Origin of the sequence: Mesorhizobium sp. M0060, assembly GCF_040323155.1 — a bacterium.
Taxonomy (GTDB): domain Bacteria; phylum Pseudomonadota; class Alphaproteobacteria; order Rhizobiales; family Rhizobiaceae; genus Mesorhizobium.
Window position 1 is genome coordinate 1 of record NZ_JAMYUP010000021.1, and the last position, 24,642, is coordinate 24,642.

A 24,642-nucleotide genomic window follows, 5' to 3' on the forward strand; every position below is an offset into this window, starting at 1 on the left:
CTTGAACGGCAAGGACGTGACGATGGCGCCACCGCCGAAGTTCAGCGTCAGCTATGAAAACGATCAACTCGTCGTCCAGTTCGAAACGCAGCCGAAGGACCCGTTGGCCCTTGCTGGAAAAGTCAGTATCGGTGTCTACGATCCGACCTTCTACACGGCAATCGATTTTACCGACGACGACAAGCTTGCGGTGGCCGGTCTGCCGCAAGGCTGCTCACGTTCCGTCGTCCGTCCAGATCCGGACACGGCCATCGCGCAGAACCAGAAGAGCCTGACAGACGCGTTCTTCAGTGATCCGACGGGGACCGATCTCGGCAAGATTTTCGCGACGCGCCTCGAATTGACGTGCGGCTGACCCGGAGCCGGTTCGATGGCAATGTTCCAGACGCTGGTCGAGTTCCAACGCACGATTTACCTGGCGCTGGCCGAGCAGATCAAACTGCTTGCGGCCGGCGGCGGTTGGCTGGCGTTCACGGCCTTTCTGCCCATGGGCATTCTGTTCGGTGCGGCGCATGCGCTGACGCCGGGCCATAGCAAGGCTGTCCTGGCCACCTATCTGGCAGGATCGGACGCCAGCGTCCGGCGTGGGCTTCTGGTGTCGCTGACACTCTCCTTCACGCATGTAACGATTGCCGTGCTGATCGCGGCGCTCTCGTTGCCGTTGGTATCGATTGCCCTGGGCAGTGTTGGCCGCGCCCCGCTGCTGGAAGACGTCAGTCGGGGCCTGCTTGGCCTGATCGGCATTTGGATGCTCTGGCGCGCATTGAGCCACGGCCATCACCACAAGCATGAGGGCGAGGCCGTCGGCGTCATGGCCGGCCTGATCCCATGCCCGCTGACGCTTTTCGTGATGACCTTTGCGATATCCAGAGGCGTTCCGGTCGCCGGCATTCTTTTTGCAATCACCATGATGGCCGGCGTGGCGCTGACGCTGTCTTGCGTTGCGATGCTGTCGATCCTGTTTCGTGAACGTCTGGTGCATTTTTTCGATAGCCGGCCACGCCTGTTCGATGCCATTTCCCGAGCCATTGAGGGCGCTGCCGGCTTGGCGCTTGCCGGCGTAGCCGTTTGGCAGATCACGTCGGGCTGAAATGCCGTGAACCAGATCGAGCGGTGGATCAAGACCCGTTTACCTGAAGGTCAGCCGTGTCTTCGTCGCGGCGCAAAGCTTCGACGCGCATCTGCGCTCGTCGGTGGAACAGACGGATAGGTGACGCCCGACGGTCGAAGTGGCGCCGGGCGACCCTGTATGCGCTAGATCATACGCTTGATGTCGATGTAGTCGCCTTCAGTCTGGATCGTCAAGGTCACGTCGCTGCCACCGCGGTTGCGCCAGAACCAACCGTGATTTCCATCGAAGGCGGCTTCAATGGCACCTTCGTCAGCTGGAACGCTGCGACCCTTTTCATAGCTGACGGACTGACCGCCGCCATCGCCGTGCGTCTCGAAGTTCACCACGCCACCGTCAGCTGTCCAGGAAAAGTTTGCCTTGGCGCCCTGCCGCATCACGAGCTTGACTTCGGCACCCTGGCCTGGCGCCAACGTGAAGGATAGCTCGTCTTGCCTTCCATCTGGCTGGATCGGGGCTTCCGAGGTTGCTTCGGTGGCAGGCGTTGTAGCAATGGCCGGAGCCTCGGCAGGAGCGATCTCTCCAACTGTCACATTGTCTTGGGCAACGGCCTCCCCAGTTGGCGACGGCTGCAAAGCAGGCCGTTCGGCGGTCAGGGCGACGAGGAGGTTTTCAATTCGGTCCATGCGCGCCATCAACTCGGCTGGAGGGACCATTTGCGTCATCCGCTCGGTTGGTGCCTTCGCGCTGGCCATTTCGTCGGCTGCCGCCTCGGCTGCCAGCTGTGTCTTGATTTCGCCCATTCTGGTGAGGCCGAGCAATCTGCCTGCTCCGGTCGGGTCGATCGCATACTCGGACGGCATGACGACCGTGATGAGCAATGCGAAAGCCGTCAGCGCGGCAATGAAGGTGGAGCGCTTGAGCTGCGCTGACGTCGGCAAATCGGCGCGGCTGGGAAGGTCGGTGTTGTACATGATTCGGTTCCTTATGCGGCGACGAACAGGCCGGTGAGCTGATATCCGATCAGCAGGAAACCAGCCGTCATCATGATGACGTTTGCGGTATAGGCGTGGCGCCAGAAACTTCGTGTCCGGCGCCAGTAGCCCATCACGATCAGGATGGCGCCAAGAGCCAAGAGCTGGCCGATCTCGACGCCGACATTGAAGGCCAAAAGGTTGGGCACCAGGCCGTCCGGCGAGATGTTGTATTCGATGATCTTCGTCGACAGGCCGAAACCATGGAAGAAGCCGAAGACCAGCGTCGCGATCTTGGTGTTCGGCTGGAAGCCGAGCCATCGCTGGAAAGAGCCCATATTGTCGAGCGCCTTGTAGACTACGGACAGGCCGATGATCGCGTCGATGATGTAGCTGTTGATGCCGACGTTGAAATAGACGCCGAGCAGCATGGTCGTGGAGTGGCCGAGCGCGAACAGGCTGACATAGATGCCGATATGCTTCATCCGGTAGAGGAAGAAGATTACCCCGAACAGGAACAGGATGTGGTCGTATCCGGTCACCATGTGCTTGGCGCCGAGATAGATGAAGGGCAGCACGTTGATGCCCGAGATTTCCTGGATGTAGCCCTTGTCGCCGGCAGCGACAGCATGGGCAAAGGCCGCTCCGGTCAGCAGCGGCAGGGTCAGGAGAGCGATAAGCAGGGGAAGGACGGATCGCCCACACGTGCGACGCGCGCGTGGTCGGCCCCGGTCGAAGGGTCCTTGCATAAAATTTCCAATCTTCGTCGTTGAGGGTGGCCGCGTGAGCGGCCGCGATCATGCGGCGAGGAATGGCCTCGGCGGTCGCTCAAGCCGGAATGTCGTGCCCGGATCGAGGAAAGTCGGCGGATAATTCAGCCAGCTCCGTTCGACCTGCGGAAAGGTCGGTGCGAACCCGACAGGCGTGCTCGCCGTCTCGTGCGAATGGTCTGCCGCATCGTGCCCGTGAAAATGGCCAGCGCTCTGCTCGTCGGCAACGCCGTCATCGTGTGCGTGGTCATGATCTTCGATCTGCGCGGCGGCTCTGCCGTGACGTTCAACCGCGGTGGCAATCGCGATCGGATCGTGTGAGGTCGAATAGCCGAAAGGACGCAGCACGCCGAACATCATCGCTAAAGCGATGACCAGACAAAAAACTGTGCTGTGGATCCGATTCGGCATGAACGGCGATTATTCTCCAAAATCCTAACGAATGGTTGTTGACTGCACCGGAATCGAGGCCTCTTTGAGGCTTGTTGTATCCCCTCCAAGAGGATAGTATCAAGAGATGAGCGAGCAGCCTCATACCCACGAAACCCATCCCGATATCGTCAAGCGCCTGAAGCGGGCTGGCGGACATCTGAAGGGCGTGATCGAAATGATCGAAGCGGGCCGGCCCTGCCTCGATCTTGCCCAGCAGCTCCATGCTGTCGAGAGGGCCATCGCGCAAGCCAAGAAGACCCTGATCCAGGATCATCTCAACCATTGCCTTGAAGACGTCGTCGGGCCGCTGGCGCGCGAGCAGCGCCGCTCGATCGACGAGTTCAAGGATATCACCAAGTACCTGTGAGAGAACACCATAATGGATAAGATACGCGACTGGTTCGGCTTCGGTCCGATGACGCAGGGCTTCGGCGGCCATGGACATGATCATGGTGATGGTGATGGCGGCCATGGCCACACCCACGGCGTCATCGATCCGACGATCGCCACGACGACGCGCGGCATCTGGGCAATCAAATGGTCATTCGTCGTTCTGGCCGTCACGGCAGCGCTCCAGCTTGTGGTCGTGTTCCTCTCCGGCAGCGTGGCGCTGCTGGCCGACACCATCCACAATATCGGCGACGCGGTCACCGCCGTCCCGCTGTGGATCGCCTTCATGCTGGTCCGCCGCAAACCGAGCAAGGCGTTCACCTACGGCCTGGGCCGCGTCGAGGATCTGGCCGGGATCGTCATCGTTCTCATCATTCTTTTCAGCGCCATCGTCGCAGGCTATGAAGCGATCGACAGGCTGATCAATCCGCGTCCCATCGCGTTTCTCGGCTGGGTCGCCATCGCCGGCCTCATAGGCTTCATCGGCAATGAAGCGGTGGCCGTATTTCGCATCCGCGTCGGCCGAGAGATCAACAGCGCGGCGCTGATCGCGGACGGCTACCATGCCCGCACCGACGGCTTCACCAGCCTGGCAGTCGTCCTTGGCGCTATCGGCGTCTGGCTGGGCTTTCCGCTTGCCGATCCGATCATCGGACTGTTGATCACCGTGGCGATCTTCGCCATCGTCTGGCAGTCGTCGAAAGCCGTCCTCACGCGCATGCTCGACGGAGTCGAGCCTGCCATCGTCGATGAAATCCATCATGCCGCCGAACACGTGTCCGGCATCGGGCGCGTTGAAAGCGTGCAGGCGCGCTGGATCGGACATCGTCTGCATGCCGACGTCGCCGTCAGTGTACCGGAGACGGCGACGGCCAAGGACGTGCTGGGCGTAACCGAAGCCCTCAAGCAGGAGTTGTTCGCCCACTTGCCGGCGTTGGCCGAAGCCAATGTCCGCCTGGTGAGCCCGGCCGGGCCGGCCGTCACTGGCGCAGAAACATTTCATGCTCACCATCATGCGCCGGCGCCCTTCAAGGTCGCCTGCGATCTGGCTGCAGGAACATTGGAAATCGTCGATACACCGGCTGGCGAGCGGATGCGGCTGACCATCGATCGCCACGCCGACGATCTGACGGCGACGGTGATCATCGATCGACCCGAAGGGCCAGAGACGCTTCGCCTCGAGCCCGCCGCTGACAACCATCATCGGCTTGAGAGCACCGTCGCCCCTGCCGAGCCGCATGAGTTCCAGGCGAGGTTGATCCTGGCCGCGAAGGGTCGCGAGCAGGTGCTGCCGTTCAAGATGGTCGAGCCGGAAGGTCACCATCACTGAGACAGGCAGGCCGTTCGCGCCAGTTCTCGACGAACCGTCATCCGCTGCAAGAAGACAAATATGCTTCAGGTCCTGGCCAATCGCACTTACCGTCATCTCTTCCTGGCCCAGGTCATCGCCCTGATCGGCACCGGCCTTGCCACCGTGGCGCTCGGGCTGCTGGCCTATGATCTTGCCGGCGCCGATTCCGGCGCGGTGCTCGGCACGGCGCTCGCCATCAAGATGATCGCCTATGTCGGCGTGGCGCCTGTCGCCGCTGCGTTCGCCGAGCGCCTGCCGCGCCGCACCATGCTGGTTTCGCTCGACCTCATCCGGGCTGCGGTCGCGGTGTTCCTGCCCTTCGTTACCGAAGTCTGGCAGGTATATCTTCTCATCTTCGTCCTGCAGTCGGCGTCGGCAGGCTTCACTCCGGCCTTCCAGGCCTCGATCCCTGACGTGCTGCCCGAGGAGAAGGACTACACGCGGGCCCTGTCGCTGTCGCGACTGGCCTACGACCTGGAAAGCGTCGTCAGTCCCATGCTGGCGGCGGCGCTGCTTTCCGTCATCAGCTTCCACGGCCTGTTCGCCGGTACGGTTGTCGGCTTCCTGGCGTCCGCGGCGCTGGTCGTCTCCGTGGTGCTGCCCAGCCCGCAAGCCTCGGAGCCGCGCGGCATCTATGAGCGCACGACGCGCGGAATCCGCATCTATCTGGCGACGCCGCGATTGCGCGGCCTGCTGGCGCTCAATCTCGCCATCGCGGCGGCAAGCGCGATGGTGATCGTCAACACGGTCGTCCTGGTACAGGCGCAGTTCGGCCTTTCCCAAAGCGACACGGCGCTGGCGCTCGCAGCCTTCGGCGGCGGATCGATGATTGCAGCCCTTGCCCTCCCGCGGCTTTTGGAAAATGTCCCGGACCGGGTTGCGATGCTCTCGGGCGCCGCGATCCTGGTCGCGGGCGTGCTGGTAGGACCGCTCGCCGGCAGCTACTATCTGCTGCTGCCGCTCTGGTTCGTGCTGGGGCTCGGCTATTCGCTGGCGCAGACGCCTTCGGGCCGATTGATCAGGCGTTCCGCCGATGCCGTCGACCGGCCCGCTCTGTTTGCTGCCCAATTCGCGCTTTCGCATGCCTGCTGGTTGATCACCTATCCCATTGCCGGGCGCGTCGGTGCAGCAATGGGATTGCCCTTCACCTTCATTCTGCTCGGCATCATTGGCGCCGCAGCCCTGCTTGCCGCGATCTGGCTCTGGCCGAAACACGATCCCGACGTGCTTGTGCATACGCATGTCGATCTGCCTAAGGACGACCGGCACATCGGCGACGCAGTATGGTCGGAAGCGGGCTATGAGCATTCGCATGGCTACGTCGTCGATGATCGGCACCCGAAATGGCCCACGGCAAGCTGAGAGCTCGAAATGTCTGGCGAGCTCGCCATCTATGGCGGTCTTTTCCTGACCGCGTTTGCCGCGGCGACCATTCTGCCGATGCAATCGGAAGCAGCCCTTGCGGGACTGCTCCTGACAGGAAGCCATGCTCCGGCTCTGCTCATCGCTTTCGCAGGCGCAGGCAATGTGCTCGGCTCGATCGTCAACTGGTGGCTCGGCCGGGGGATCGATCGCTTTCGCAACCGCAAATGGTTCCCGGTAAAGCCCTCCGCGTTGACGCGCGCGACGCGATGGTATCAGCGCTATGGACGATGGTCGCTGCTGTTGAGCTGGCTGCCTCTCGTCGGCGATCCGCTGACGGTCGTGGCGGGGGCGCTGCGGGAGCCATTCTGGAGCTTCCTTGCGATCGTCACGATCGCGAAGGTCGGCCGCTACCTCGCGCTGGCGGCGATGACGCTGAGCTGGACTTAGCGCTTGTCGAGACCCGCGCCGGCACGGCGACATTACGCGGGATGGCGCTTTCCTTTGCCAAGCGCAGCGCTGCGCGCCAACTTGGATTGGCGCCGAATATGTCTATACAAATGGGAATGCATGTGTACAATCGCTACCAATCAATCAAAAATGGGGAACTGAAATGATCACTCTCGACCGCCGCAATTTCCTTGTTTCCACCGCCGGCCTTGCCTTCGCCGCCGCGCTGCCACGCACCGCCTTTTCCGAAACCAACGACACGCTGAAGATTGCCATCTCCGCGGAGACCGGCGATCTCGACCTGCTGCAGAATGTTTCAACGCTGAGCACCTACACCATCGTCTTCGATGCGCTGATCCACTACGGCCAGAACGGTGCGCTTGAGCCGGGACTTGCCACCAAATGGACCATTGCCGACGATCAGCTTTCGATCGCTTTCGATCTGCGTGAAGGCGTGACCTTCAGCGACGGCACGCCGTTCGATTCCACCGCAGCCGAATGGAACCTCAAGCGATGGATGGGGGTGAGCGACTTCTCCTGGATCGGCATTTCCGATGCGTTCGACAGCATTGTCACCGATGGACCAAACAAGCTGACGGTCAAGCTGAAGCGACCGGTGCCGGCCGCACTGCTCGAACTCACCATCGTCCGCCCAGTTCGTTTCCTGTCGCCCAAGGCAGTCGACAAGGATGGCAAGCAGACGGCGCCGATCGGAACCGGTCCATGGATCGTCGAAAAATACGATTCGAGCGGCACCAGCCTCGTTCGCAACGACAAATACTGGGGCGAGAAGCCGCTTTTCAGCCGCATGGAATTGAAGGTGGTTCCCGATGAACTCGCTCGTGCCAACGGCCTCCGCTCAGGCGACCTCGATGTCATCGGTGGCGACTGGGTGGCGACGCTATCGCCGCGCCGCGCCCGTGCGCTGGAAAGCGACGGCATGAAGGTTGTTGCCGAGCCGGGCACCGCGACGATGCTGCTCGGCTATTCGCCGAAGTCGAAGATCATCGCCGACAAGGCCGTTCGCGATGCCGTCTATGCATCGGTCGACCGGGCGGCGATCGCCAAGGTCCTGTTCGAGGGCTTTGCCGACCCGGCCGCCGATCTGTTCCCGGCGAACGTGCCGTCGTCGGGCAAGCGGCATGACGTGCCGGTGCGTGACGTGGCGGCGGCCAAGAAGATACTTGCCGACGGGGGCTGGGCAGAGAGCGGCGGCGCCTGGACCAAGGCTGGCTCTCCTCTGACCATCGACTTTCTGGTTTCCGAAGAGTCCCTGCCGGGATCGCGGCGCATCGCCGAAATGATCCAGGGTCAATTGTCCGAGGTTGGTTTCCAGGTCCAAGTCTCCTCGGTGGACAATGCCACCATGCATGAACGGCGTCCGGCCTTCGACTATGATCTCGCTTTCTTCACCACCTATGGCGCGCCCTACGATCCGCACGGCACGCTGGGCAATGCCTTCGTCTCGACGGCGGACAGCGGGCCCGACGGCAAGATCTATGTCTCGGACGCGCTCGACGGCGTAGTCAAGGCTGCGCTCGAGGCGAGCGGCGCCGAACGCGACCTGAAGATGCAGGCCCTCTACGACTGGCTCTACGACAACACCGCCATCTGTCCGCTCGTCGTCAGCCAGCGGCTGTGGGCCCACAATCCGCGCGCGGAGAATTTCTCGCTTCCGGCGACCGACTATGACCTGCCGTTCAAGGCGATCACGCTGAAGGCCTGAAGAGTTCGAGCCCGAGTGAGGCCTGACGATGAAACGCACGATCCTGCGACGGATGCTGCTTGCCTGCCTTTTGATCCTGGCGGCATCCGCGCTGACATTCGCCCTGGTTGCGGCGGCTCCGGGCAATGTTGCGGCGCTCATTGCCGAGCGTGCGGCAGGTCCTGGCGCTGACGCGCAAATGATCGCCAAGATTGGCAACGAGCTCGGTCTCTACGACCCGTTGCCGATCCGCTACGGACGCTGGCTTTCCGGCGCGCTGGCCGGGGATTTCGGCATATCGCTGCGAACGGGAAAGCCGATCTCTTCGGAGTTTGCCGCCCGCATTCCGATGACGGCGGCTCTGCTTGCCGGCGGCGGCATTCTCGCCTTCATTTTCTCGATCGCGCTCGGCATTGCCGGCGCCGTCAGCAATGGTGGCGTGATGGACAGGTTCCTCCATGCATTTTCGCTGATCGGCGCGTCGACCCCGAACTTCTTCGTGGCGGCGCTGCTGGTCATCGTGTTTTCGGTCATGCTCGGCTGGGTGCCCACCTTCGGCACCAGCGGCTTCACCTCGTGGCTTCTGCCGTGGGTGACGATCGCGCTGTTCCCGGCCTCCGTTCTCAGCCGCGTCGTTCGGGTCAACCTCCAGGAAGCGATGTCGCGGCCGTTTGCGACAACGGGCTTCGCAAAAGGCTTTACCAGAACGCAGGTGCTGCTGCGCGAGGCGCTGCCCAACATCGCCATTCCGTTCCTGACGACATTCGGCGCGCAATTCACGCTGATGATCATCGGATCGATCGTCGTCGAGACGGTATTTGCATTGCGCGGCGTCGGTGCCTTTTTCATCGAGGCGATACGTTTCCGCGACTTCATCGGCATGCAGTCGGTGCTGCTGCTGTTTGTCGTCTTCTTCGTCATGGTCAATTTCATCGTCGACATGATCTGCATCGTCGCGGATCCGCGAATGCGCCGGGCGCGGGGAGCATGAGGCGATGAACATTTCCGCTATCAGGGACATCAAGGACTGGCCGTGGCTGGTGCTGCTCCCCGTAATCGGCTTTGTGCTGATCGGCATCTTCGCTCCTGCGATCATGCCTTACGATCCAAGTGCGCAGGACTATTCGGCGACACTGGAGGGCATGAGCTGGAACCACTGGCTCGGCACCGACTATCTCGGCCGAGACGTCTTCAGCCGCATCGTCGGTGGCGCCCGCATTTCCCTGGTGGCGATGGTGATCGTGCTTGTCGCCGCGCTGGCGATCGGCGTCACGATCGGCTCCTTCGCCGGCTATGTCGGCGGCCGTGTCGAGCTCGTCCTTATCAGCATCATCGACATTGCGCTGGCACTTCCCAGCTTGGTGATCGCGCTGGCGTTGATCGGCATTCTGGGCACCGGCTACTGGTCGATGATCACGGCGCTCACCCTGGCGTGGTGGGCGAACTATGCCCGCATGAGCCGCGCCGTCGTCACCGCCGAGCTGCAGCAGCCCTATATCGAGGCGGCCCGCGTGATGGGCGCCGGTCATCTGTGGATTTTTGTTCGCCATATCCTGCCGCATGTGCTTGCCCTCGTCGTGGTCTATGCAAGCGCCGACGCCGGCGCGCTTGTGCTGGCCATCGCCACGCTCAGCTTTCTCGGACTTGGCGTCGCACCGCCGACACCGGAATGGGGCCAGATGCTGGTCGACGGCATGAGCTACATCGAGGAGGTGCCGCGCCTCGTCGTGCTGCCCGGTCTGGCGCTGACGCTGGTCGTGGTCAGCTTCAACCTTCTGGGCGAAGCCTTCGCATTGCAAAAGGTGCCGCGGCCGGTTCGCGGCGCGACCTTGCGCAGACGCCGAAAGGCGCGCGCTCGCGAAGAAGCCGAGCGTAACGCCGTCGAAACGGGAACGACTTCAGCATGAGCGACGCTCAGCCGATCTATTCCATCGAAGATTTGGTCATCGACCTCTACGCCACCACCGTTTCGGTGCGGGCGGTGGACGGGGTGTCGTTCAACGTCCGTCCCGGAGAAACGGTCGCGGTCGTCGGCGAAAGCGGTTCGGGAAAGACCGTAATGACGCTCGGTCCGCTCGGCCTGCTGCCCGAGGGCGTGACCGTGGACATGAAGGGATCGGCGCGAGCCGACGGAAGCGAACTGCTCAGCATCGGTTCCCGGCAATTGTCGGACCTGCGCGGGCGCTATTTCGGCGTGATTTTCCAGGACCCGATGAGCGCGTTGAACCCGATGCTGAAAATCGGCCCGCAGCTGGCCCGCCAGGCGCGCCGCTTCGCCGGCCTGTCGCATGAGGCCGCGCGCAAGGAAGCGGTCTCGCTTCTGGCACGCTCCGGCATTCCGGACCCTGAGGATCGCTACAACCGCTATCCGCACGAAATGTCGGGCGGCATGCTGCAGCGGGCGATGATCGCGCTGGCGCTGGCGGCCCGGCCGCGCGTGCTGATCGCAGACGAGCCGACCACGGCGCTGGACGCCACCGTCCAGGCGCAAATCCTGGAGCTCATCCGTCAGATCCAGCGCGAGGATGGCATCGCGGTCGTGCTGATCACGCACGATATCGGCGTGGTCGCTTCCGTCGCCGACCGCGTCATCGTGCTTTACGCCGGCCAAGTGGCGGAGGAGGGGACGGCGATGGATGTGCTGACCCGGCCGGTCCATCCCTATACGCGCGGGCTGCTCGCATCGGTGCCGGATTTTCGCGCCGACGAACGCGCGGCGACCCGCGAGATACCGGGCCTGCCGCCAAACCAGATCCGGCTGGAACCGGGTTGCCGGTTTGCCGAGCGCTGCGAACTGGTCGAAGCCGGTTGCCGGCAGCACCGGCCGCCGTTGCAGACGATATCCGCGTCGACGAGCCCGCACCGTGTGGCTTGCCCGGTCGTGCTGAAACGAGAGGGGATCGCCGTCCATGTCTGATGTCGCGGCGATCGAGGTCAGGGGACTAAAGGTCCATTTCGCCAACCGTTCGGGTGTCGGCGCGGTGCGGGCGGTCGATGGCATAAACCTGACGGTCGCGCGCGGCGCGTTCCACGGCATCGTCGGCGAGTCCGGCTGCGGCAAGACCACGCTGGCCCGCACCATCGTCGGTTTGCAGAAGGAGAGCGAAGGCACCGTCCTGATTGGGGGAAGGGATCGCGCCGAATGGCTGAAATCGGACAGGAAGTCGTTCAGCCGCGAAGTCCAGTTCGTCTTTCAGGACCCGTTGGGGTCGATGAGCCGCCGCCAGAGCGTCTACCAGACGCTGGAGGAGCCGCTGCAGATCCATCGCTTCGGCTCATCAGTCGAGCGCCGCCGCCGCATCGCCGAGCTTCTGGACCTGGTTGCGCTGCCTGCGACGGTGCTCGACCGTTTGCCAAGGTCACTCTCCGGCGGCCAGCGGCAGCGCGTTTCGATTGCGCGCGCGCTTGCGCTGAAGCCGTCCATACTGGTCTGCGACGAACCGCTCAGCGCGCTCGATGTTTCGATCCGGGCGCAGATCGTCAACCTGTTCACGTCGCTGCAGAAGCAGCTTGGTCTGACCATTGTCATTGTCGCGCACGATCTGGCGATCGTCCGCGAGGTCTGCTCGGACGTGACGGTGATGTATCTCGGCCGCATCTCGGAAGCCGGCCTGACCCGCCCGCTGTTTCGCGAGCCGGCCCATCCCTACAGCCAGGCGCTGCTGTCGGCTGTTCCTTCTCCCGATCCCCGCATCGAAGCGGGACGCCGCCGGATCATTCTCGCCGGCGATCCGCCAAGCCCGAGCGCGCCGCCTCCGGGGTGTCGATTCAACACGCGCTGTCCGGTGGCGATCGATGTCTGCCGGGTCGAGGAACCAATGCTGCGATCCGTGCCGCATGGCGGCGTTGCAGCCTGTCATCTGGCCGATAGCGGCCGCCGCCCGGTTATCTGAAAGATGGCGTTTCTGCGCCCAACGCGTTTCGCGAAGCTGACCGTCATTGCCGGTGTCCTGCGCGAGCTTTTTCGGGTTTTCGTTTTGTTGGTCACTGCCGCCAAAGTCGGCCATTATCTTGTTCTTGCCGCCGTGACGCAGAGCGTCATCTGACGTCGCGAATCTTCTCGAAGCTGAGCTGGTTAGGTCGGCTGGTTCGAAGAAACCAGCCGAAGAGCCCCGTCTGATATAGGCGGACGGGAAGCCTAGTAGCTCTTTTTGACGGCGACCTTGTCGAGGGCTGCGCGCAGGCCTTCGCCAGCTTCTGCGCATCGCGCGACCGGTCAACCAAGCTACGGCGCAGCGCTCCAGCCAACAGCGACATTGTTAAGACATTCCTGTGGCCGCGCGCCAGGCCTGCACAACGAAGCTGTGCTGGTTCCAGATCATCAGCGCTCCACTCACAGCCATGAGCGCGACCACAAGGCCGCGGAACTGTCGTCCACTCAGGCGTTCGAGCCAAGGCTTGGCCAGCAGATTGGCAAGGGCAGCGCCCAAACCCGCGGCTACGCCGTACATGACCGCCTGACCACCGAGCGCGCCGAGTCCGGTGAATACCGCGATCTTGATGACATCTGTCACAAACGAGTTCACCGATTTCGTGGCGACCAACGTCTCCTTCTCCGAACCGTAGTTCAGATAGAGCGAATTCAAGACGGGTCCCACCGTGCCCATCAGCGCCGACAACAGCGCGACGATCAGGCCGGCCGGGAGGAACCACCAGCGGCGGGCTCGGTAGCTCCGCTCGCGCGCGCCGCCGCGAAATTCCCAGACTGCACTGATCAGATAGATCCCTATGAGTATCTGGAGCCATTCCGCCCGACTGTTGGCGAAGAGCCAGGAGCCCGCAGCGGCGCCGGCGATGGCGCCGGGCAGGTACCAACGGACCAGGCTCCAATCGATGTCGCGCCGGAAGGCCAGGGCGCGAATGGGATTGCCGATGAGCTCGGTCAAGGTGATGACCGGCGCAACCGCCGCGCTCGCTGTGATGAAAGTCACGGCGGGGATCAGCAATAGACCTCCGCCTCCGGCCGAGAGGGTGTTCAGCGCCCAGGTGAGGAACCCCGCCAACGCCAGGAGGCCTAGTCTAATCCAGTCCATCGGATCAGAACGAAGCGGGCCTTCGATCGTTCCGAACGCATCGGTTCGCAAAAACCCGGCCCGCCTTTGAGTCTCGTGTGCAATGGAAATAATCACCCGTTACCGGGCCAAACGCGGGCGCCCGGAAGACCGGACTCCGGCGCACCGTACTAGCTTTGAAAGCTGGTTGAAAGCGTACCGCCTAACCAGCCGGAGTTACGGTGAAGTCATCAAAATACACGTGACTGTCGGCCTTCGACCACAAGCCAACACGCCCGGTCACCGGCTCAGGCAGCGTGTCCTGCAGGTAGAGCTTGCCGTCGACATAGCCTTCGACCTTGGTGCCGGCGATGCGCACCTTCAGGTCGTGCCATTCATGGGTTGAGGTTGGGGTGTTCTTGACCCAGGTCACCGACGAGCGTTTCCCCTTTTCGAACTTCCACAACACAAGGTTGTTCTCCAGAGGGTTGGCGCGAATCGTGAGATAGTCGCCATTGGGCTTAAGGTTGAACAATATCCCTGCACCCTGGTCGATGCGGCCGCTGATGCCCTCGAAACGGACGGCGATCTCTCCATCGCGGAAATCCGGCACGCCCTCAAGAACAGCATAGGGGAAGTATGCATAGGCCTGGACGCGGTCGAGGAACTCGGCGTACCGCTCCCCATAGAGGGCCCGCGCCTTGTCTGCGAGACCAGCGGAAGTCTGTCCCTCCTTCCATTGGCGCCCGTCGACGGCCAACACCTTGTTGTCGCCTTCCGTTTCGATCCGCCAAATGCCTACCACGCCGGGCATCGCCTTCGAATCTGTGCCAACTTCCTCGTCCGAAAAATTGACGATGTCCGGCGAACCCGCCGAAGCGGGCAGCAGCAAGGCCACCAAGCCGACACCTGCCGCGGCAATTGTCTTGAGGCTATGTAAGATGTTCACGGCTGATCTCCTTCTGGCTTGAAGTGTATTTGATGGCCGGTGCGCGGCGGCTCCGCCACCAAGCAACCCAGACGAGCAGCGGCAGGCCGCCGACGAACCAGGGAAGCGCGATCCACGGAGCCGCGACGAGCGGATAGCCGGGATAATCGCCGGCCCCGGTCGCCGGCACGGGCAGGGGTACATTTGCGAGCCCATAAAGGAGCGGCAGTACCTCCTCGGTGCCGGTCGATCGACTGACGGCCGACCGGCCGCCATAGCTGTACTCGACTTCGCCATACGACTCATCGCTTGCGCTGCCGACAACACTCTGCTGGTCGCCTGCAAAACGGATGACAATCCGTGGAATGACCCGCTCGAGCTTCGATAGGACGCTTGTTCGCAAATCGGCGTACCGGGGGTCTTCGGGCGCCAGGTGAACGGTGACGGTCAACTGATCGCTGAGGTGCGCCAGGGCCTGTTGGTCGGCAAGCGAGAAAGAGTTCCGTCGGTCCTCGGTCGCATCGGCCGACCATCTGATCTGGGTAGCCGCGACCATCACAAGACAGGTCGCCACGAGGCAGATGAGCGAACGGACAAGCTTGATGCGCACGGTAGCACCCATGGGGAGCCAGATGGCAGCGAGTGCGGCAAATCCAAGAATCGCCGCAAGCACCCCGACGACCAAACTGAGCGACAACAATCCGAGCTCAAAGGTGTGCAGCGTTTGCGTGAGCGACAGCCGCGACGACCAGCCAAGGAGGTCGGGTTGGCTGGCCGCCGCGAAGTCGATGACCCACGATCCGAGTGTGAAGCCGAGTGTGACAATCGCCGCGGTTGCCGCGCTCTCGGTAAGCGCAGCTGCGAATAACGCGATGGCGCCGACCAACAGGCCGTAGAGGAGATGTCCGAGAACAAGATTCAGGGTCTCGGCGACGAACAGATGTCCGCCCATGAACTCCCAAATCGCGAGCGCAGAGAGCGCAGGGATACTGGCAATGAGCCAAGCTGCGAAGACGGCGACCAGCTTGGCGCCAATCAAAGTCGGCGGTCGATAGGGCAGCTGGATCAGGAGCCGCAAGGCGCCGGACTCCTTTTCGTTGCCGAGCACGCGTATGGCAACAAAGGGAAACAGCAGCGTAACGGCGACGTAGAAGCCGCCGAACGTCGGAACCAGTACGCCGTCCAGCGGGGATAGTGCGCTCGCGAGCCCAGGCGAGGTGAGGGCAGTAGCGCTCGTTTCGCCGTAGAGCGACACGGCCTGAAAGAAGCTGAAGCCGACGAGAGGGCAGAGCATCAGCAGCATTGTCCAGAGCGGCCGGCCGCTCGCCATTTCCCGCAGCTCCTTGGCCAGCAAGGGGCCGAAGGGAGCGTCGAGCGGTACCGCTGCCTCAGGTGAGCGCAAGGAAAACCTCCTCCAACCCACCGGAGAGGATCCCCGCACGCTCCCGCAAGTCGCCCAAGGTCCCGACGCCGCGCACGTGGCCTTCTGCGAGCAAGACGAAACGGTCGCATATGCGGTCGGCATCGAGCAGCTGGTGTATGGCGAGGACGAGGCTGCGCCCCTGCGCCGCAACCTTGCGCAGCACGTCCATGATCTCGCGGGTCTGTCGCAAGTCGAAGCCGTCGAAGGGCTCGTCCATCAGCAGCAGTGGATGCGGCGTAATCAGGGCAAGCGCCAACATCAGTCGACGGGCATACCCTTTGGACAATGCAAGCACCCGCTTGTTCAGCACCGGTGCAAGTCCGACCGCCCTAACTGTGTCCGCGACGTCGAGGTCCGATGTCCGGTAAACACCGGCGAAGAACGCGAGCACCCGTTCGACATACTGGTCGCGCCACGGCCGGAGGCCGTCGGGGAGGTAGAAGATCGATCTCCGGCGCAATGCAGGTGGCAGAGGGGCGCCGTGCCAGAAAATCGTCCCCGAGTCGGCGGGAAGAACGCCGGCAACTGCTTCGAGCAACGTGGTTTTGCCGGCTCCGTTCGGTCCGATGAGACCGAGAACTTCGCCGGCTTCGACCGTGAAGGCAACGTCCGCCAACGCTGTTTGCGGGCCGTAGCGCTTTGTCAAGGCGTCGACCCGAAGGGCGACTCCGCTCGCTGGCGGTGTTGCGATTTGCGCCTTGTCAGGCATCCGGCTTCGCATCAACATCGGCTGATTCCCTCCCGGCGTGCGATTGGGCATTGCCCGGCCGAACTCCGCCGTTGGACGCGCGCGCGGACGCCCAATCTAGCTCTTTTTGACGGCGACCTTGTCGAGGGCTGCGCGCAGGCCTTTCGCCAGCTTCTGCACATCGTCGTTCGCCCAGAAATGCATGAAGAAGAGCCGCGGCTGCTCATCGAGCATGTGGCTATGCAATGCCGTGATCTCGATGCCGTTGCCTTGCAACGCCCTGATAACCGGATTGACCTCCTTGGCAGTCAGCACAAAGTCACCTGTGATCGCCGTTTTGCCGCCGCCAGTCGACTGGAAGTTGATCGCTATGGCGGAGCCCAGGGCGGCCGGCACATCCATGCCATTTTCTTCGACCGGTTCTGCGCGCGGTATAGTGAACTGGTAGACCGCGCCGTTGGCCTTGCCTTTGTAGCCAATAGCTTGGTCGACACCCGCCGTGTCGAACTCGATCTTCGAAGCGGCCGCCGCCTGCGAACCGGCGGATGCAGCCATCGGCGTCTTCGTCAGAGCCAAGCCGGCATGAAGCGCTGTGGCGAGTGCTACGGGATCACCTTGGCCGAAGAGGTGCATGTAGAGCGTCATCGGCTGCGCGCGCAGCAGGTGGTTGTGCACCGCGGTGATCTCGATGCCGCCTTCTTCAAGCTTCTTCATGACCGGGTTCACCTCGTCCTGCGTCAGAACGATGTCGCCCATGACCATTGCCTGATTTCCCATGGGATCGAAGGCGATCCAGCCTCCGAGCGCAAAGCCTGGCTTCAGGGACATGCCGTCGAGCGATACCTTCAGGTCGGTTCGTGGCAAGCCAACTCTATAAACGCCGCCAGGCATTTCCGATCCGGATTTGCCAAGTGTCTGCGCGACAGTTTGCCAATCGGGTGCCGCTGACGCCGGTTGGAGAAGCGCCGACATCGCTATCAGCATTGCGCCGGTGATGTGTTTTGCACGCATGGATTTCTCCTTGTGGTCTGCCCCAATATGCCCAATGACTTTCAATCCGAGACGCTAGTCGCGTGCAGAGGGCTTCTGCAGCACGCCCTCCAGGAAGAACGTCCCATCCGGGTCACGAAGCTGTACTGCGGTATCTGAGATCCATACCTGATAGCAGGTCTCTTCGCCTTCAACGGAAATGCAGAGCTGCCCCTTCTCGACGCGCCACTTGCCGGCGTTCTTCTTGCCCATGTCGTAGCGCACGATCCGTCCGTCGCGGCCGAACGCATCCGCCCAATGAACGTCGTCCGTGAAATCCATGCCGGCGAACTTGGCCTTGATCTCCTTGCCCTTGAGGTGCCGGAACGTGTCCGCCGCGTCCGCGGCATTCACAGCAATCAGGCTGAAGCCAAAGGCGATGGCGGCCATCAGCCGCCGACCAACCGTAGCAGTTCCCGGGCTGTTTCTTTCGAGGGTAATCATCTTTTAGGCCGCCGCCGTAGGCTTCATGGCCGGCGGCCAGCTGTGCGTCTCCGCTTTGCGGCGCGAGGCCCAGGCATAAAGGGCATCGTAGATGACGAAGCCGTGCCTCAGCACCTCATGGTCGTCCGGCGTGACGTCCCGGAGCCCCATGGAGATCGCAAGCAGTCCCGCCGACTGTGGCATGAGATCGTGCCGATCGGTGTCGGCGCCGCGCACGATCGAGGCGATCGTCACGATCGCCGGATCGCGCTCGAGGCCGTATTTCGAGACGAAGGTATCGAAGCTGCAGCCGTCACCCACATGCGTGAACTCGACACCGGGCACGTCATAGGGTGTAGCGCCCGTCTCCTGGGCAACTGGGATCACCCGATCCGGCGGCACGAACAGGAATTCTGGCTCCGTGTCGATGAAGCGGGCGATCAGCCAGGGACAAGCAATACGGTCGATCACCGGACGTTCGCGGGTAACCCATTTCATGGCCTTGTCTCCCTTTAGGTTGGCGCCACTCAGCGCGGCCTACTGCTGCGAGACCGCCAACGCTACGCCTGGTTAAAGAATGATACAAGTGTTACATTTATCTTACCCGTGATACGGTTCACTTATGAGTGAATGGAACAGCCCTGGCTGCTCCTTATCCATCAGCTGCCGAGCAAGCCGGCCTCTCCGGGTGAAGATCTGATGGCGCGCACCGAAATCTTGCGGGCCAAGACGGGACATGTTCTGGACATCGGCGCAGCGCTGGCGGTTATCCTGCTCGGCGTTTGGCCGCTGATCCGGAGATAGGTTTTCGATCTTGGCCCACCCCGCCGCACATCCATGTTTGGGGTCCGCCGTGACATCGACTGGATCGATGCCAACGGCTGTCCCGAAGAGATGTGCCGTTCAGCCCTGCCAGCATCGACGAATATGGCAACTTCGACGGAACCGCCACCCAGGCCGACCTTCCCACCGCCGTCGCGCCGCCAACCCGAGCGCGCTGCGCCGAAGTTCTTGGCTTTCGACACATTTCCGCTGCCATTGTATCGCGAGCGCGCGGCGGTCGCATGACTCCTGTGGCGACTGCGACCGGCTATTGCTGCGTGTTGAGTGCCCGCCTCAAGCTCTGTGCCAACGCCTGAGCATTGCCGATGCCCCAGTAGTGCAAGAAGATGATCCGCGGGTCTTCAAAGAACATGTGATTGTGCACCGCCATTACTCCAATCGCTCCAGCTTGCAGTTCACGGATGACCGAAGAGACTTCATTTTCGAGCATCGCAAAGTCGCCGCAGACCGCGGCGCGCTCGTCCGTGCCCTGGAAGCCTGCCCATGTGTTATAGCCCATTGCGGCATCAATATTGAGCTCGCCACAGCGTGTGCAGACGACGGGCACGGATGGGCGCCCCAGGACAAACTTGAGCACGCCGTCCTTGCTCTCGCCCTTGTGCTCGACAATCGCCTCAAGCGGCGGCGCGTCCAAGCTACTATTCACTTTCTTGATGGCGGGTTCGACAGGATGCTTCTGGCGCACGATCTTTATCGCTTCAAAAATCCTATGCGCTCCTGTCGCCAACGCAGTTTCATCAGCCGTACCCTCGACATGCATAAACATCACGCGCGGCTGCTCGCGGACGAAATGATTGTGTAGGGCTGTTACGTAAAGGTTCGCCTGGATCGCTGCGGCCATCGCGTCCTCGATTTCATCTTCGAGCACGACGATGTCGCCCATCAACGTGGCATGATGTGCCCCCTGTTTAAAACTAACCCAGGAGGTGAGGCCCATAAACGGAATGATCTCAAAGCCGTCCAGGGTCATTCTCACTTCACTGCGCGGGACCGATAACTTGAGCACGTCACCCGTGGTCTGTCCCTTCAGTCCGGTAAGGGATTCAATAGCTTGGGTATCGAGCATCTTAGACCTCCTCGTTTCATCGAGCACTAACCGAACCAGATTTCCGTTGGCGCCACACAATGAATCGAGTGCCGAACGCCAACGCCAGCGTCACCATTATAGGTGCAGGGGTGGTATGAAAAAGAGCAGTACGAAGCAGCCAGCCCACCTGGGATCATTGCCAGCAGAAGGGCGGGACCGGCCCGCTCGGCGGTCGCACCAAGGGCACCGAAAATACCCGTTCCGATGATCATGCCGGCAGTCATGAGCGTAGCTGCGGTGCGTCCGACGGCCCGAGTCGCGGATGATCCTGACTGGCTAGCCCCACCCGAGGCTGTCATTTCGGCACCTCCTGTCAGGCATCAGCGAGACAGTCTGCGAGACGTCAACGCTACGCCTGAATATAATATGATACAAGTGTTGCATTTGCCTTTCTCGGTGATACGGTGTGCTGATGAGCGAAGGGGAACTTGGGACCGAGCAGCGCTGGCTGCTCTTGATCCATCAGCTGCCGACCAAACCAGCCTATTTCCGGGTAAAGATCTGGCGGCGGCTGCAGGGTATCGGCGCAGTTGCGGTCAAAAGCACAGTCTATGCGCTGCCCGCCGATGCAGAAACGCAGGAGGATTTCGAATGGCTCCTGAAGGAAATTATCGACGGTGGCGGTGAGGCGATGGTGTGTGAGGCGCGTCTGATCGACGGCCTGACGGACGCACAGGTTCGGGCGCTGTTCGATGCCGCGCGGGACATCGACTATGCAGAGATCGCCAAGGCAGCGCGCGATCTAACGGCGGCTATCGACTCCGACAAGACCGAGGATCGGCGCGCGGATGCCCGCGCGCAACTCGGTCGAATGCGCAAGCGGCTTGCCGAAGTCGTGGCGATCGACTTCTTCGGCGCCAGCGGGCGGCTCGCCGCCGAGGGACTGATCGCCGAGCTCGAGGCTCAGCTTATAGAGGACAAGGCCATGACCAAGGAACCGAAGAAGACGGCCGAGCTGGGTGAGGTCAAGGGCCGGACCTGGGTCACGCGGCTGGACGTGCATGTCGACCGCATCGCCTGCAGCTGGCTGATCCATCGCTTCATCGATGCCGATGCAACGATCCGCTTCGTGGCGGGCAAGGGACACGTGCCAAAGGAGGGCGAATTGCGCTTCGACATGTTCGAAGGCGAAATCACCCATGAAGGGGACCGCTGCAGCTTCGAGGTACTGCTCAATCGTAGTGGCTTAGTCGACCCGGCGCTGCAGGCCATCGCCGAGATTGTCCATGACATCGACCTCAAGGACGGCAAGTTCAGTCGCGAGGAAACCACCGGCATCGCCAGCCTGATCGCTGGGATCGCCATGGCCAATGCGGAAGACGAGCAACGGATCGCCGAGGGTGCTTCGGTGTTCGACAACCTCTATCGATATTTCCGCCAGAAGCGCGGGTGAAGGGGAACCAATGACCAGCGTTCGTGCCGTCCATCCGAATGCGCTCGGCGATGACCCTTCGCATGGCATCCCCTTCGGCGAAGCAGTGCGGGTCTGGGCGCGTGTGGCGGCGTTGAGTTTTGGTGGCCCGGCCGGCCAGATCGCGGTAATGCATCGCATCCTCGTTGAGGAGAAGCGCTGGATCGGCGAGACGCGGTTCCTGCATGCGCTGAACTACTGCATGCTGTTGCCAGGACCGGAGGCCCAGCAGCTCGCCGTCTACATCGGGTGGCTCCTGCATAAAACCCGAGGCGGGCTCGTGGCCGGCACGCTGTTCGTATTGCCGGGCGTGATCGCCATCATGGCGCTGAGCTGGATCTATGCGATCTTCGGCAATGTTGGCGCGGTGCAGGCGCTTTTCTTCGGCCTGAAGGCCGCCGTCCTCGCCATCGTGCTCGAGGCGGTTATCCGCGTCGGCAAGCGGGCGCTCAAGAACAACGTCATGGTAGCGGTCGCTGCCGCCGCTTTCATTGGGCTTTTCCTCTTCCATGTCCCGTTCCCGCTCATTGTCCTGACGGCTGCAGTGATCGGGTATGTCGGCGGGCGGGCCGGGCTGGCACCTTTCATGGCGGGCAACGGCCATGGCAAGGTCGGCGGCAAGCAGGTCGCCGATGCGGAATCGGCGCTCGGCGAAGGCATTCCTGCTCATGCTCGCCCGCCGGTCAGCTGGTCGTTGAAGATCGGCGGTGTGTTTCTGGTGCTATGGCTGGCACCTGTCCTCGGCCTTTTCGTGCTGTTTGGGTCCGGCAATGTCTTCGCCGATATCGCGGTGTTTTTCTCGAAGATGGCGGTCGTGACCTTCGGAGGCGCCTACGCCGTCCTCGCTTACGTGGCGCAGCAGGCTGTCGATACATATGGCTGGCTGAAGCCAGGCGAGATGCTGGACGGCCTTGGCATGGCGGAGACGACGCCTGGCCCCTTGATCATGGTAACCCAGTTCGTTGGCTTCATGGGCGCGTATCGAGCGCCGGGATCGCTTAATCCGCTGCTCGCTGGAACGTTGGGCGGCCTGCTCACCACCTGGGTCACCTTCACACCTTGCTTCCTCTGGATATTTGTCGGTGCGCCGTTCGTGGAAACGCTGCGCAGCAACAAGGCCTTGTCCGCCGCGCTGGCGACCATCACGGCGGCCGTGGTGGGCGTGATCCTGAACCTGGCGGTGTGGTTCGCCCTTCACGTTCTGTTTGGAGCACTGCGCGAGGTCAAAGGGTTCGGCATGACGGTCGATGTGCCCGCATTCAGCTCCGTCAATATCCCGTCGCTCGTCCTGACATTGAGTGCGCTGCTGGCGGTGTTCCGTTTCAAGATCGGCATGCTCCCGGTGCTCGCCGGCTGTTCGATCCTCGGGCTGCTCTACGGGATGGCGACGGGAGCGATCTAACCCCGTGCAGCCAGCGCCCTGACCCGTGGGGTGAGGAGGTGGAGGCATCGTTGACGTTACAGTGGCTGGCACATGGCTTGCGCAAAGCTATTTCGAAGCAACGGTTCAGGCTCCTTCCTGCGGGTGCTGAGCCGACGGCCGCGAACCTGCTGACATCCAGGGGACTCCGGGCGTTCGGTGACGGTCTGGTCAGCATCCTGCTTCCCGCCTATTTGGCCACGCTCGGCTTCGACGCCTTCGAGATCGGAACCCTGTCGACGGCGACGCTCGCGGGTTCAGCCGTTCTCACCCTGGCTGTTGGGATCGTCGCGCATCGCTTCTCCCGTCGCGCGCTGCTGACCGCAGCGGCCGTCCTGATGATAGCCACGGGGATCGTCTTCGCTGTGGTTCACGATTTCTGGCCGCTGCTTCTCATCGCGTTCGTCGGCACGCTGAACCCATCTTCAGGGGACGTCAGCGTGTTTCTACCGCTCGAACATGCGCAGCTTGCGCAGAGCGTCACCGACCGCGACCGCACGGCGCTCTTTGCGCGCTACAGCCTCATCGGCTCTCTCGCCGGCGCCGTCGGAGCGCTGGCCGCAGGAGCGCCCGACTTTCTCCGCGACGCCATCGGCCTGGAAATGAAACAGGCCCTCCAGGCAGCTTTTCTATTTTATGCCTCGCTTGGGTTGGCGGCGGTGCTCCTCTATCGGCGGCTGCCGAGTGACGCGCCTGACACAAACAGAGTGTCGGCACAGCCATTGCGCAGGTCTCGCTCCATCGTTCTAACGCTCGCCGCACTCTTCAGCCTCGATGCTTTCGCAGGCGGCTTCGTCGTCCAGTCGTTGTTGGCCCTTTGGCTCTTTCAACGGTTCGGCCTGTCGCTCGCCGCGACCGGCGCAATCTTTTTCTGGACGGGTGTCCTTTCGGCTGCGTCCTATTTGGTCGCTGTGCGAATTTCCCAGCAGATCGGACTCGTAAACACCATGGTGTTTACGCACCTTCCGTCGAGCCTCTGTCTGGTGCTCATCCCGTTCATGCCGAGCGTCGCTCCGGCTATCGCTCTTCTGCTGATTAGAAGCGCGCTGTCGCAGATGGACGTGCCGACTCGCACATCGTACGTCATGGCCGTGGTGACGCCCGAAGAGCGGGCTGCCGCGGCGAGCATCACCGCCGTCCCGCGCAGCCTCGCGGCGGCCGCCAGTCCAGTCCTCGCAGGGGCTCTCCTTGCCGTCTCCAGCTTCGGCTGGCCCCTGATCATCGCCGGTGGGCTGAAAATTATCTACGACCTTCTGCTGCTCGCGACATTTCGCAGTGTTCGCCCTCCAGAGGAGCACGGGGGCGGGAGGAATGACATGTCAGTCGGCCATGATCGAACTGGCAACGACGCGCGGGTTTCCTGGTGGCGTTGAAGGCACGACCACCAGCCGGACAAATTGCTTACGTCCGCCGGCAACGAAGATGTAGAGACGCGAGAACTCCTCCGTATCGCGATCTTCGGCAATCTTCTCGGCATCCGTACGGGTGAAGAAACTCTTCCGAAATGCCTCTTGATCGATATCGGGAAATGCCAGCGTACACGTCTGCACCGGTTTGCCGCTCATCGTTGCCTTGGTGGTGCCGATGATGGTTCCTGCTGGCAATCCTTCCTCCGCTTCGGCCACCAGCCATGCCTCCACTGAGGTTGGATTAGCGATTGGCGCGAGTTCGGCGAAGCCTGCTTCGGCAATAAGTGTCCACCTGCGCTCGTGCGCGGTCTCTATCATGCGCTCGAAATTGGGACCCTCGGCCAGACAGGTACGGTGAAATTGTTCGACAGCCTGATCCGCATCACTGGCGGCCTGCGCCGGCGACATCGTCAGACCCAAGATGGTCCCTGCCAACGCTAGAAATCGGAACATGTCTATCTCGCGTAGCTGATTGTGGACGAACCAC

At 62.3% G+C, this 24,642-nt stretch carries 28 protein-coding genes; 16 read left to right on the forward strand and 12 right to left on the reverse strand.

From position 1 onward, the window contains the following. Together NKJ94_RS20345 and NKJ94_RS20350 are read left to right on the forward strand one after the other, a co-directional pair. A partial coding sequence (locus NKJ94_RS20345) for a DUF1007 family protein (protein WP_352527310.1) occupies positions 1-355 on the forward strand: 355 nt, incomplete at its 5' end. Positions 356-376: 21 nt separating this feature from the next. Further along, positions 377-1,090: a HoxN/HupN/NixA family nickel/cobalt transporter gene (locus NKJ94_RS20350; RefSeq protein WP_352527389.1), complete on the forward strand. Its 714-nt coding sequence runs from the start codon at positions 377-379 to the stop codon at positions 1,088-1,090. A 164-nt stretch (positions 1,091-1,254) separates the two neighbouring features. Here NKJ94_RS20350 and NKJ94_RS20355 read toward each other — a convergent pair whose 3' ends face one another. From NKJ94_RS20355 to NKJ94_RS20365, 3 genes are read right to left on the reverse strand one after another with little or no spacing between them, the layout of a single operon-like run. Beyond that, complete coding sequence (locus NKJ94_RS20355) at positions 1,255-2,043, reverse strand: hypothetical protein (RefSeq protein WP_352527311.1); 789 nt, start codon at positions 2,041-2,043, stop codon at positions 1,255-1,257. Between the two features lie 11 nt (positions 2,044-2,054). After that, positions 2,055-2,792: a HupE/UreJ family protein gene (locus NKJ94_RS20360; protein WP_352495696.1), complete on the reverse strand. Its 738-nt coding sequence runs from the start codon at positions 2,790-2,792 to the stop codon at positions 2,055-2,057. Between the two features lie 48 nt (positions 2,793-2,840). Beyond that, on the reverse strand, positions 2,841-3,224 hold the full coding sequence (locus tag NKJ94_RS20365) for a hypothetical protein (RefSeq protein ID WP_352527312.1): 384 nt from the start codon (positions 3,222-3,224) through the stop codon (positions 2,841-2,843). A 106-nt stretch (positions 3,225-3,330) separates the two neighbouring features. On the opposite strand from NKJ94_RS20365, the gene NKJ94_RS20370 reads away from it, so the two are divergent. The 10 genes from NKJ94_RS20370 (at position 3,331) to NKJ94_RS20415 (ending at position 12,549) form a co-directional block, all read left to right on the forward strand. Further along, positions 3,331-3,612, forward strand: a complete 282-nt coding sequence (locus NKJ94_RS20370) for a metal-sensing transcriptional repressor (RefSeq protein ID WP_352495699.1) — start codon at positions 3,331-3,333, stop codon at positions 3,610-3,612. 9 nt (positions 3,613-3,621) lie between these two features. Continuing rightward, the gene (locus NKJ94_RS20375) at positions 3,622-4,965 is read left to right on the forward strand and encodes a cation diffusion facilitator family transporter (protein ID WP_352527390.1); all 1,344 of its coding nucleotides are present in this window, start codon (positions 3,622-3,624) and stop codon (positions 4,963-4,965) included. Positions 4,966-5,025: 60 nt separating this feature from the next. Beyond that, on the forward strand, positions 5,026-6,348 hold the full coding sequence (locus NKJ94_RS20380; protein WP_352527313.1) for an MFS transporter: 1,323 nt from the start codon (positions 5,026-5,028) through the stop codon (positions 6,346-6,348). 9 nt (positions 6,349-6,357) lie between these two features. Further along, positions 6,358-6,798 (forward strand): YqaA family protein, encoded by a 441-nt coding sequence (locus NKJ94_RS20385; protein ID WP_352527314.1) that lies wholly within the window; start codon positions 6,358-6,360, stop codon positions 6,796-6,798. A gap of 163 nt (positions 6,799-6,961) precedes the next feature. Further along, positions 6,962-8,524: an ABC transporter substrate-binding protein gene (locus tag NKJ94_RS20390; protein ID WP_352527315.1), complete on the forward strand. Its 1,563-nt coding sequence runs from the start codon at positions 6,962-6,964 to the stop codon at positions 8,522-8,524. 28 nt (positions 8,525-8,552) lie between these two features. Further along, entirely contained in the window at positions 8,553-9,494 is a 942-nt protein-coding gene (locus tag NKJ94_RS20395; RefSeq protein WP_352527316.1) for an ABC transporter permease, read from the forward strand. Positions 9,495-9,498: 4 nt separating this feature from the next. Next, entirely contained in the window at positions 9,499-10,410 is a 912-nt protein-coding gene (locus NKJ94_RS20400) for an ABC transporter permease (protein WP_352527317.1), read from the forward strand. Continuing rightward, positions 10,407-11,420: an ABC transporter ATP-binding protein gene (locus NKJ94_RS20405; protein WP_023722128.1), complete on the forward strand. Its 1,014-nt coding sequence runs from the start codon at positions 10,407-10,409 to the stop codon at positions 11,418-11,420. The genes NKJ94_RS20400 and NKJ94_RS20405 overlap by 4 nt, the downstream gene beginning before the upstream one ends. Further along, the gene (locus NKJ94_RS20410) at positions 11,413-12,396 is read left to right on the forward strand and encodes an oligopeptide/dipeptide ABC transporter ATP-binding protein (RefSeq protein WP_352527318.1); all 984 of its coding nucleotides are present in this window, start codon (positions 11,413-11,415) and stop codon (positions 12,394-12,396) included. Before NKJ94_RS20405 ends, NKJ94_RS20410 begins: the two co-directional genes overlap by 8 nt. A gap of 3 nt (positions 12,397-12,399) precedes the next feature. After that, a complete protein-coding gene (locus NKJ94_RS20415; RefSeq protein WP_502896090.1) occupies positions 12,400-12,549 on the forward strand; it encodes a hypothetical protein in 150 nt (49 codons plus the stop codon). Between the two features lie 213 nt (positions 12,550-12,762). On the opposite strand, the gene NKJ94_RS20420 is transcribed toward NKJ94_RS20415, so the two are convergent. The 7 genes from NKJ94_RS20420 to NKJ94_RS20450 form a co-directional block, all read right to left on the reverse strand. Beyond that, complete coding sequence (locus tag NKJ94_RS20420) at positions 12,763-13,536, reverse strand: sulfite exporter TauE/SafE family protein (RefSeq protein WP_352527391.1); 774 nt, start codon at positions 13,534-13,536, stop codon at positions 12,763-12,765. Positions 13,537-13,717: 181 nt separating this feature from the next. Next, the gene (locus NKJ94_RS20425; protein WP_352517440.1) at positions 13,718-14,443 is read right to left on the reverse strand and encodes a LamG domain-containing protein; all 726 of its coding nucleotides are present in this window, start codon (positions 14,441-14,443) and stop codon (positions 13,718-13,720) included. Next, complete coding sequence (locus NKJ94_RS20430; RefSeq protein WP_352527319.1) at positions 14,427-15,824, reverse strand: ABC transporter permease subunit; 1,398 nt, start codon at positions 15,822-15,824, stop codon at positions 14,427-14,429. The genes NKJ94_RS20425 and NKJ94_RS20430 overlap by 17 nt, the downstream gene beginning before the upstream one ends. Continuing rightward, positions 15,811-16,605 (reverse strand): ABC transporter ATP-binding protein, encoded by a 795-nt coding sequence (locus NKJ94_RS20435; RefSeq protein WP_352517438.1) that lies wholly within the window; start codon positions 16,603-16,605, stop codon positions 15,811-15,813. The genes NKJ94_RS20430 and NKJ94_RS20435 overlap by 14 nt, the downstream gene beginning before the upstream one ends. A 45-nt stretch (positions 16,606-16,650) precedes the next feature. Further along, positions 16,651-17,544, reverse strand: a complete 894-nt coding sequence (locus NKJ94_RS20440; protein ID WP_352527320.1) for a DUF1259 domain-containing protein — start codon at positions 17,542-17,544, stop codon at positions 16,651-16,653. Positions 17,545-17,598: 54 nt separating this feature from the next. Beyond that, a complete protein-coding gene (locus NKJ94_RS20445) occupies positions 17,599-18,006 on the reverse strand; it encodes a hypothetical protein (RefSeq protein ID WP_352527321.1) in 408 nt (135 codons plus the stop codon). A gap of 3 nt (positions 18,007-18,009) precedes the next feature. After that, entirely contained in the window at positions 18,010-18,483 is a 474-nt protein-coding gene (locus NKJ94_RS20450; RefSeq protein WP_352517436.1) for a chromate resistance protein ChrB domain-containing protein, read from the reverse strand. Positions 18,484-18,615: 132 nt separating this feature from the next. On the opposite strand from NKJ94_RS20450, the gene NKJ94_RS20455 reads away from it, so the two are divergent. Then, positions 18,616-18,789, forward strand: coding sequence for a hypothetical protein (locus NKJ94_RS20455; RefSeq protein ID WP_352517435.1), 174 nt, complete (start codon positions 18,616-18,618; stop codon positions 18,787-18,789). A gap of 286 nt (positions 18,790-19,075) precedes the next feature. On the opposite strand, the gene NKJ94_RS20460 is transcribed toward NKJ94_RS20455, so the two are convergent. Continuing rightward, a complete protein-coding gene (locus NKJ94_RS20460; RefSeq protein ID WP_352527322.1) occupies positions 19,076-19,894 on the reverse strand; it encodes a DUF1259 domain-containing protein in 819 nt (272 codons plus the stop codon). Positions 19,895-20,327: 433 nt separating this feature from the next. On the opposite strand from NKJ94_RS20460, the gene NKJ94_RS20465 reads away from it, so the two are divergent. From NKJ94_RS20465 to NKJ94_RS20475, 3 genes are all read left to right on the forward strand, one after another. Further along, on the forward strand, positions 20,328-21,308 hold the full coding sequence (locus NKJ94_RS20465) for a chromate resistance protein ChrB domain-containing protein (RefSeq protein ID WP_352527323.1): 981 nt from the start codon (positions 20,328-20,330) through the stop codon (positions 21,306-21,308). A gap of 10 nt (positions 21,309-21,318) precedes the next feature. Continuing rightward, on the forward strand, positions 21,319-22,728 hold the full coding sequence (chrA, locus tag NKJ94_RS20470; protein ID WP_352527324.1) for a chromate efflux transporter: 1,410 nt from the start codon (positions 21,319-21,321) through the stop codon (positions 22,726-22,728). Positions 22,729-22,817: 89 nt separating this feature from the next. Continuing rightward, positions 22,818-24,119 carry an MFS transporter gene (locus tag NKJ94_RS20475; RefSeq protein WP_502896096.1) on the forward strand — a complete coding sequence of 434 codons (1,302 nt, stop codon included), beginning with the start codon at positions 22,818-22,820 and terminating at the stop codon, positions 24,117-24,119. On the opposite strand, the gene NKJ94_RS20480 is transcribed toward NKJ94_RS20475, so the two are convergent. Then, positions 24,066-24,608, reverse strand: a complete 543-nt coding sequence (locus tag NKJ94_RS20480) for a hypothetical protein (protein ID WP_352527325.1) — start codon at positions 24,606-24,608, stop codon at positions 24,066-24,068. The genes NKJ94_RS20475 and NKJ94_RS20480 overlap by 54 nt on opposite strands. Positions 24,609-24,642 lie beyond the last annotated feature (34 nt).